Raw genomic sequence first — 8,872 nt, forward strand, 5'->3', positions numbered from 1 at the left:
GGGGTCGTGCTCTCGATGGGACGCGACACCTACAAGGTCCCGGCCGCGCTCAAGAAATGGCTCGAGGTGCGGGATGAGACCTGCACCTTCCCCGGCTGCCGCCGCTCCGCGAAGCGGTCGGATGTGGATCACAGTGTGGAGTGGCAGCATGGCGGCGAGACCGACGCGATGAACCTCGCCCATCTGTGCCCGTACCACCACGCGGTGAAGAGCTACACGAGATGGTCGCCGAGACACCTCGGCGATGGGCGCATCGAGTGGACGTCCCCGGCCGGGTACAGCTACATCGTCGAACCCTCAGCCGACATGAGACCACCCCGAAAACCCCAACCGGAGCCCAAACCGCCGGCACCGGTCGTGGACGTCTGGAACCTCGACCCCGAACCCAACACCGACGACCCGACACCCTTCTAAGCGGCGCAAGGAAAGGAATGCCTCGTCGAACGTCGACGCGGTCGCCCCGGACAGGCAACGACTGGAAGATGCTATCGGTGGACGACGGAGCCGGTCGACGACACTGCCGGTCGGTGACGCTACCGGTGGACGAGGCAGCAGACCGCCGACACTTCCGGTGAACGACACTGCTGGTGGACGACGCAGCCCATTGACGACGCAGCCGGTCGACGACACGGCCCACGGACGACGCAGCCGGCCGACGACACGGCCCACGGACGACACTTCCGCTCGACGACGCGACCGGTCGACGAGGCAGCCGCTGAAGCACCTCGGCGAAAGGTGAGGCGATCGGCTCAGTCGTGAAGTGGCGTGCCGTCCGCGGCCAGGACCATGCGCTCGCCGGCCTCGATCGGGATGGCCAGACGGTTCTGGGCAGGTGCGATCGGGCAGTTGAAGTTGTAGCTGAACGCACACGGAGGCAGGTAGGCCCGATTGAAGTCGAGGCGAATCGTGCCGTCGCCCTCCGGTGAGACACGCAGGAATCTGCCGACGCTGTACGTGCTGACCCCGTTGGTCGCGTCGGCGAACACGAGGAGCAGACTCGGCCCATCCTCGAAGGCCACGAGGTTGTAGTCGATGCCGTCCCTGGTGAAGGTGATCTCGCCAGGCAGGGCACGCTGGCGGGTTCGCCCCTCGTCCTGCAGGTGCGCGATACTGACCTCGCCGCGCCCGGGGATCGGCGTGAAGGTCGCCTCGACCACCCACTCCGGGTCAAAGGGGAACGCGTCGATCCGACCGAAGTCGCGGATTCCCTCGGAGGCGGCATCCCACACCCGAAGGCCATACCCGCCGTCTTCGCCTGCGATCACGGTTCCCGTGAGCGTCTCGCTGAAGCGGATGCCCGAGGGCTGCATCGCGTCGAGTCCGGCGACCAGCACCGAACCATCGACCACGTCACCGTCGACGATGATCCCGTCGCTCGCTGTCGCTGTGAGGGAGAGGCCCGACACACCGGCCGGGAGCGGCGCCCACAGCCCGGGGACGCCCCAAATCGGCTGGCCGACCGCCGGATCACCAGTGATCCACTGGGTGTTCACGAGAGCGAGATTGCCTCGCGGCCCGACGACAGCACGGGTCCGACCGTCGCGGAATTCTGCCAGCTCTGCCAGTGCGGCGTCTGTGCCGCTCTGATCCACGCTGCCCTGGGTCGCGGTTCCGTCAGCCACGCTGCCGTGTTCTACCTGATGTGCCATTCCTGCGCCATCCCGTCGTCTGAGTACCTTGGATGCAACCGTCACCGGCCGGAGTTTATTGCCGCGACGGGCACTATTTCGCGTCGCCGTAGTTGTCGACAGTGGCAACGGTCAGCAGGAAGTCGACGGGGAACGTGCCGAACAGGTGTCGGCCGGCCGTGGCGGCAGCATCTTCGATAATGGTCACTACCCGGGCCGCCAGATGCTCGGGAGTGTGCACGATGACCTCGTCGTGGAGGAAGAACACCAGATGCGGGGCGTCGGCGAACACTGCGCCGCCACTCCCGGAAGGAGAACCGGACCCGGATCCCGACGCGGATCCCGACCGAGACCCTGACCCTGACCCTGACCCGGTCCCGGAGGGTGCCTGAGCCTCGGTGGACAGCTTCCGGAGTTCCCTCCGGATCTCAGCCATCCAGCACAACGCCCACTCTGCCGCGCTCCCCTGCACCACGAAGTTGCGGGTGAAACGGCCCCAGTCCCTGGCCTGGGTGCGGGCCCTGCGCTCATCAGCGTCGCCGGCTCCCTCCGAGGAAGCCAGGGACTGGGCGGCGTACCAGGCATCACCCGGCGGCGGCGACGATCGGCCGAGCCTGGTCGTGACCTGGTCGCCGCGCTCGCCCGCGCGCGCGGCGGTCTCGGTCAGCGCGAGCGCCCGCGGGTACGCTCGCGCGAGCCGGGGCAGCAGCCGCCCACTCTCCCCCGTCGTCGCGCCGTACATCGCACCGAGCATGGCGACCTTGGCGTGCGCGCGCGTTTCGACGACGCCGCTCGCGACGATGCCGGCGTAGAGGTCGCTACCGCGCCCGGCATCCGCCATGGCCGTGTCTCCCGAGAGCGCTGCGAGGATGCGCGGTTCCAGTTGGGCGGCATCCGCGACGACGAGCTTCCAGCCGGAGTCGGCGACAACGGCACCGCGCACCTGTTTGGGCAGCTGCAGCGCTCCCCCGCCGCGGGTCGCCCACCGACCGGTCACGACCCCGCCCGGCAGATACTCCGGGTGGAAGCGGCCGTCGACGATCCAGGTGTCCATCCAGTACCAGCCGTTGGCGCTCAGCAGCCGGGCGAGCTTCTTGTACTCCAGCAAGGGCTCGATCACGGGATGGTCGAGTTCCTTGAGTTCCCACGCCCGCGTCGAGGTCACGGCGAGCCCGGCCCGCCGCAGGGCGCGGATGAGCTCGGGCGGCGAATCCGGGTTGACAAGGGGGTCGTCGAGTTCATGGCGGATGCGTGCGACCAGTTTTTCGAGGAGCGCCGGCCGGATTCCGGGGCCGACCCTCGGCCCGAGGACCCTGGTCAGCAGCTCGTCATGAACGTCGGTACGCCAGGGCAGGCCGGCGAAGCGCATCTCGGCGGCGATGAGCGCGCCGGCGGATTCCGCGGCGAGCAGCAGGCGGAGCCGCCCCGGCTCCTCGCTCTCCGCGACGGCCGCAAGCTGGAGCCGGAACTCGGCGCCCGCGTCCGCGAAGCCTCCGCCCGCGTCGACGTCGCTCTCCTCTCCGAACAGGTCGAAAAGAGTCGCCCCCGGATCGCGGGTCTCCGCGACGACCGCGAGGGCGGCATCCCATCGGCTCGGTTCCGCTCTCGCGAGGTCGCTCCCGGCAGTGAGCACGGAGTGGCGCAGGATCGCATGGCAGAGCCGCAGATCCTGGGCGCGTTCGACGCGGACGCCGGCCTCGAGGAGGACGGGGTAGATGCTTGCGGTGTCCTCCCAGACCCAGCGCGGGGACCGGGGTTCCTCGTGAAGCACGAAACCGGGGAACTCCGTCGCCGGCACTGTACGGGCGGCACCGAGCGCCACACCATCGTTGTCCAGGACCTCGACGAGGAACTCCCCGTTCCCACCTCGAGCGACCAGTATGTACACCCTGTCCATTCTGTCAGCGTGCACCGACGGCCCTCGCGGCGACGAGCGACCGGCTCACCGCAGGGAACCGCACCAGGGCGGGGCGGGGCACAGGGGCAAGGCGCGGCAGCGCAGGGCAGGGCAGCGCAGCAGGGCGGCGCAGAGAAACCGTTAGGTTCCGTCGGCGGGCCGTATGGATACCGTGAGGACCCCGGTTCTCGCCCCGAATCCGGCGTAATCCTGTGGAGTACCCCGGTTCCGACCCCGGGGCACCCGCGCCTGCACCGGCGCGGTCACCGTGTGGATGGAGTTCTCCCGTGCCCGACCTCGTGCTTGACATCGTCTACGTTCTCGGCGTGATCGCCGTGTTCGCCCTGATCGGCCTCGTGGCCAAGGGAGTCGAGAAGCTGTGATCGTCTTCGACCTGCTCGGCGCGCTGCTCGCCGTTGCCGCGCTGGGTTACCTCATACTCGCCCTCGTGAAGCCGGAAAGGTTCTGATGGACCTCTGGTTCGCCGTTCTCCAGGCGCTCACCCTTGCGCTTATCCTCGCCCTCATCTACCGCCCCCTCGGCGACTACATGGCGGCGTTCTACCAATCGTCCCGTGACCTCCGGATCGAGCGCGGTTTCTATCGCCTGGTCGGGGTCAATCCCCGGTCACAGCAGACCTGGCAGTCCTACCTGCGCAGTGTGCTCGCTTTCTCCCTCATGGGGGTGCTCTTCGTCTACGTCATCCAGCGCGCCCAGGCGGTGCTGCCCTATTCTCTGGGTTTTCCGGCCATCCCGTCGGGCCTGTCGTTCAACACGGCCGTTTCGTTCGTGACCAACACGAACTGGCAGTCATACTCCCCCGACGTGACCATGGGCTATTCGGTGCAGATGCTCGGCCTGGCCGTACAGAACTTCGTCTCCGCCGCGGTGGGCATCGCCGTGGCGATAGCCCTGGTGCGCGGCTTCGCTCAACGCCGGACGGGCACGATCGGCAATTTCTGGGTCGACCTGACCCGCGGGGTGCTGCGCCTGCTGCTCCCGGTGGCGATCCTCGCCGCGGTCGTGCTTCTCGCCGGCGGTGTCATCCAGAACTTCTCCGGCTTCACGGATGTCACGACGATCACGGGTGCCACCCAGTCCATACCCGGCGGGCCGGTGGCCTCCCAGGAGGCGATCAAGATGTTCGGCACGAACGGCGGCGGATTCTTCAACGCGAACTCGGCGCATCCGTTCGAAAACCCCACCGCGTGGACGAGCATGTTCCAGATCGTTCTGATGCTCGCGATCCCGTTCAGCCTGCCCCGCACCTTCGGCACGATCGTCGGCGATAGAAAACAGGGCTACGCCATTCTCGGCGCGATGGCCGCCATCTTCGTGGTCTCCCTCACCGCGCTCACGCTCTTCGAACTCGGCGGCGCCGGCACGGCCCCGCTCGCGGCCGGCGGCGCCATGGAAGGCAAGGAACAACGCTTCGGCATTATCGGCTCCGCCCTCTTCGGGACGGCGTCGACCCTCACCTCGACCGGTGCGGTGAACTCCATGCACGACTCGTTCACGGCGCTCGGCGGGCTGATGCCGATGCTCAACATGATGCTCGGCGAGGTCGCCCCCGGCGGCACCGGGTCCGGGCTCTACGGCATGCTCATCCTCGCCGTGATCACGGTCTTCATCGCCGGTCTGCTTGTCGGCCGCACTCCCGAATACCTCGGCAAGAAGATCGGCCCGCGCGAGATCAAGATCGCGAGCCTCTACATCCTGGTCACCCCGACCCTCGTCCTCGCCGGAACGGCGCTGAGCTTCGCGATTCCCGCCGTGCGAGCGGATGTCGAGACCACCTCGATCTGGAACCCCGGCCTGCACGGTCTCTCCGAGGTGCTTTACGCCTTCACCTCGGCGGCCAACAACAACGGCTCCGCCTTCGCCGGGCTGACCGCCAACACACCGTGGTTCAACACGGCGCTCGGCGTTGCCATGCTCCTCGGCCGATTCCTGCCGATCGTTCTCGTGCTCGCCCTCGCCGGCGCACTCTCCGCCCAGGACACGGTTCCGGCGACGCGCGGTACCCTGCCGACCCACCGCATGCAGTTCGTCGGGCTGCTCGTCGGCGTGACGGTCATCATCACGGCGCTCACATACTTCCCCGTCCTCGCGCTCGGCCCGCTCGCGGAAGGACTGCAGTAGCCATGACCTCCGCTTCCGGCACCCAGGCTCCCCCGTTCCTCTCCTCGTCACCACTCACGCCGGACTTCACGGCGGAAGGGCAGCAGTAATCATGTCGACAGTCACCGAAGCATCCACGCCACGGGGCGAGGGGCCGGCGCCCACCACGGAACGTCAGCCGAAACGCGCATCGAGCGCGATCAACCTGGGGCAGCTCGTCGCCGCGCTCCCGATGGCGGCGCGTAAGCTCGACCCTCGCCTGATGTGGCGAAACCCGGTCATGTTCATCGTCGAGGTCGGTGCCGCGCTCACCACGCTGCTCGCGATCGTCGAACCCTTCCTCGGCGGACCTGCCCGTTCGGGCGGCGGCGACGTGCCGGCGAGCTTCACCGTCGGCATCGCATTCTGGCTCTGGCTCACCGTGATCTTCGCCAACCTGGCGGAAGCCGTCGCCGAGGGCCGCGGCAAGGCGCAGGCGGACAGCCTCCGCCAGACCCGGACCAGCACGAACGCCAACCTCGTGGCCGGCTATGACGAGGCAGCGGATGCCGCGGCCGAGCGGGCCAGCGTCTCCGCGGTCTCCTCCGCCGACCTCACCCTCGGCGACACCGTGATCGTGACCGCCGGGGAACTCGTCCCCGGAGACGGCGACATCATCTGGGGCATCGCCTCGATCGACGAGTCCGCGATCACCGGAGAGTCGGCGCCCGTCGTTCGTGAGTCCGGCGGCGACCGGAGCGCCGTCACGGGCGGAACCCGGGTGCTCTCCGACCGGATCGTCGTCCGCATCACGAGCAAGCCGGGCGAGACTTTCGTCGACCGCATGATCGCCCTCGTCGAGGGCGCCTCGCGGCAGAAGACCCCGAACGAACTCGCGCTCAACATCCTGCTCGCGAGCCTGTCGATCGTGTTCCTCGTGGTGACCCTCACCCTCAACCCCATCGCCGGGTACTCCGCGGCCGCCGTGAGCCTGCCCGTCCTCGTCGCCCTGCTCGTCTGCCTGATCCCCACCACGATCGGCGCCCTGCTCTCCGCGATCGGCATCGCCGGGATGGACCGGCTCGTGCAGCGCAATGTGCTGGCGATGTCGGGACGAGCGGTCGAGGCTGCGGGCGACGTCACGATCCTGCTCCTCGACAAGACCGGCACGATCACGTACGGCAACCGGCAGGCGCGGGAGTTCACCCCGCTCGCCGGGGTCGGCAGGGACGAACTGGTCAACGCAGCCGCGCTCTCTTCCCTGAGCGACCCGACCCCGGAAGGCAAGTCGATCGTCGACCTTGCGATCGAAACCGGGTTCGGGACTCCGGGTACCCTCGACGCCGTCGTCGTGCCCTTCACCGCGCAGACCCGGATGAGCGGGATCGACCTGCCGGACGGCTCCTTCATCCGCAAGGGCGCCGGCTCCGCCGTGCTCGCCTGGGTCCGTGAAACCACCCCCGTCGAGCCGACGGTGCTCGACGACCTGAACGCGACCGTGGAACGGATCTCCGAGCTCGGCGGCACCCCGCTCGTCGTGGCCGCAGGCAGCCCAGCAGGCGCTGCTACGGACGGCGCAGCCGGTGCGCGGCGGATCCTCGGAGTGGTGTACCTCAAGGACATCGTCAAGGAGGGCATCGCCGAACGGTTCGCCGAGCTGCGCAGCATGGGCATCCGCACGATCATGGTGACCGGCGACAATCCGCTCACCGCGAAGACGATCGCGGCGGAAGCCGGCGTCGACGACTTCCTCGCCGAGGCCACCCCCGAGGACAAGCTCGCCCTCATCCGGCGCGAACAGGAGGGCGGCAATCTCGTCGCTATGACGGGCGACGGCACGAACGACGCACCGGCACTCGCCCAGGCCGACGTCGGGGTCGCGATGAACACCGGCACGAGCGCCGCGAAAGAGGCCGGCAACATGGTCGACCTCGACTCCGACCCGACGAAGCTCATCGATATCGTGCGAATCGGCAAACAGCTGCTGATCACCCGCGGCGCCCTGACCACCTTCTCGATCGCCAACGACATCGCCAAGTACTTCGCGATCATCCCGGCCATGTTCGCGGGGGTCTTCCCCGGCCTCGCCGTGCTGAACGTGATGCAGCTGCACTCGCCCGCCTCGGCGATCCTGTCCGCCATCATCTTCAACGCGATCATCATCGTCGTCCTGATCCCCCTCGCGCTCCGCGGCGTCGCCTACCGGCCTGCCGCCGCCGCGAGCGTCCTCAGCCGCAACCTGCTGGTCTACGGCCTCGGCGGTGTGATCGCGCCGTTCCTCGGAATCAAGCTCGTCGACCTCTTCGTCGCACTGCTCCCTGGTTTCTGACCCCCTCCGGACCTCTCCCCACCCTCACTTCCCACGGAACGGACACCTCCACCATGAGTTCCCCTCGCAACTCGGCCCGCCAGTACGGCGTCGCCCTTCGCGCCATGCTCGTCTTCACCGTCATCCTCGGTGTCGCATACCCCCTGGCGATCACGGCCTTCGGGCAGCTCGCCCTGCCGAACCAGGCCAACGGTTCCCTCATCCACGGGAGTTCCGGAGTGGTCGGTTCCTCACTGATCGGCCAGTCCTTCACGGATGCCGACGGAGCCGCACTTCCGGAATGGTTCCAGTCACGGCCATCCGCAGCCGGCAACGGCTACGACGCGGCGGCCTCCAGCGGCAGCAACCTCGGTCCGGAGAACGCCGACCTGATCGCCGCGATCGCCGACCGGAAGTCCGCAATCGAGAAGTCCGACGGCGTGACCGCCGCCCAGATCCCCGCTGACGCTCTCACGGCATCCGCTTCGGGGCTTGATCCCCAGATCAGCGCGGAGTACGCCCGGATCCAGGTGAACAGGGTCTCTGCGGCCCGCGGCCTGCCCGTCGCGACAGTCAGCGCCCTGGTCGAGTCTAGGATTCAGGGACGGGACCTTGGTTTCCTGGGCGAACCCACCGTCAACGTGCTCCAACTGAACCTCGCCCTCGAGTCGCTGCCCGACCAGGGCTGACCTGACCAGGGCTGAAAGGCGTGACATGAAACGCGGCCGACTGCGGGTGCTGCTCGGCGCCGCACCGGGCGTCGGCAAGACCTACGCCATGCTCGAAGAGGGCAGGCGGCTGCACGCGGAGGGCAAGGACGTCGTCGTGGGGGGGGGGGGGGGGCCCCCCCCCCCCCCCCCCCACGGCGATTTCTGAGGGGTCTTTACTTGAAGAGGGCGTTGACCTGGTCGTTAACTGCGGACAGCGATGACGCCTTGG

7 protein-coding genes and 1 pseudogene are annotated in these 8,872 nt (G+C 68.3%); 6 read left to right on the plus strand and 2 right to left on the minus strand.

What is annotated here, in order from left to right; translation table 11 throughout:
- Nucleotides 1–414 (plus strand): HNH endonuclease signature motif containing protein (locus tag QN350_RS18000; RefSeq protein ID WP_323517038.1); only part of this gene is annotated, 414 nt, incomplete at its 5' end.
- Nucleotides 415–749: 335 nt separating this feature from the next.
- On the opposite strand, the gene QN350_RS18005 is transcribed toward QN350_RS18000, so the two are convergent.
- Entirely contained in the window at nt 750–1,622 is an 873-nt protein-coding gene (locus QN350_RS18005; RefSeq protein ID WP_322139818.1) for a DUF1684 domain-containing protein, read from the minus strand.
- A 100-nt stretch (nt 1,623–1,722) separates the two neighbouring features.
- The gene (locus tag QN350_RS18010) at nt 1,723–3,525 is read right to left on the minus strand and encodes a bifunctional 3'-5' exonuclease/DNA polymerase (RefSeq protein ID WP_322139817.1); all 1,803 of its coding nucleotides are present in this window, start codon (nt 3,523–3,525) and stop codon (nt 1,723–1,725) included.
- Nucleotides 3,526–3,904: 379 nt separating this feature from the next.
- On the opposite strand from QN350_RS18010, the gene QN350_RS18015 reads away from it, so the two are divergent.
- The 5 genes and pseudogenes from QN350_RS18015 to QN350_RS18035 form a co-directional block, all read left to right on the plus strand.
- Nucleotides 3,905–3,994 carry a potassium-transporting ATPase subunit F gene (locus tag QN350_RS18015; RefSeq protein WP_281534919.1) on the plus strand — a complete coding sequence of 30 codons (90 nt, stop codon included), beginning with the start codon at nt 3,905–3,907 and terminating at the stop codon, nt 3,992–3,994.
- On the plus strand, nt 3,994–5,667 hold the full coding sequence (kdpA, locus tag QN350_RS18020) for a potassium-transporting ATPase subunit KdpA (protein WP_322139816.1): 1,674 nt from the start codon (nt 3,994–3,996) through the stop codon (nt 5,665–5,667). Before QN350_RS18015 ends, kdpA begins: the two co-directional genes overlap by 1 nt.
- Before the next feature lie 91 nt (nt 5,668–5,758).
- Nucleotides 5,759–7,954, plus strand: coding sequence for a potassium-transporting ATPase subunit KdpB (kdpB, locus tag QN350_RS18025; RefSeq protein ID WP_322139815.1), 2,196 nt, complete (start codon nt 5,759–5,761; stop codon nt 7,952–7,954).
- 53 nt (nt 7,955–8,007) lie between these two features.
- On the plus strand, nt 8,008–8,622 hold the full coding sequence (gene kdpC / locus QN350_RS18030; protein ID WP_322139814.1) for a potassium-transporting ATPase subunit KdpC: 615 nt from the start codon (nt 8,008–8,010) through the stop codon (nt 8,620–8,622).
- Nucleotides 8,623–8,647: 25 nt separating this feature from the next.
- Nucleotides 8,648–8,761, plus strand: a pseudogene (locus tag QN350_RS18035) (sensor histidine kinase KdpD); the annotation flags it as partial.
- Between the last annotated feature and the right edge of the window lie 111 nt (nt 8,762–8,872).

Source organism: Cryobacterium sp. 10I5 (assembly GCF_035019865.1).
Taxonomy (GTDB): Bacteria; Actinomycetota; Actinomycetes; order Actinomycetales; family Microbacteriaceae; genus Cryobacterium; species Cryobacterium breve_A.

What these genes read in the sequence shown, in the direction of transcription:
- QN350_RS18010 (WP_322139817.1), bottom strand. Translation starts at nt 3,525, where the DNA reads ATGGACAGGGTGTACATACTGGTCGCTCGAGGTGGGAACGGGGAGTTC.
- kdpA (WP_322139816.1), top strand. Translation starts at nt 3,994, where the DNA reads ATGGACCTCTGGTTCGCCGTTCTCCAGGCGCTCACCCTTGCGCTTATC.
- kdpB (WP_322139815.1), top strand. Translation starts at nt 5,759, where the DNA reads ATGTCGACAGTCACCGAAGCATCCACGCCACGGGGCGAGGGGCCGGCG.
- kdpC (WP_322139814.1), top strand. Translation starts at nt 8,008, where the DNA reads ATGAGTTCCCCTCGCAACTCGGCCCGCCAGTACGGCGTCGCCCTTCGC.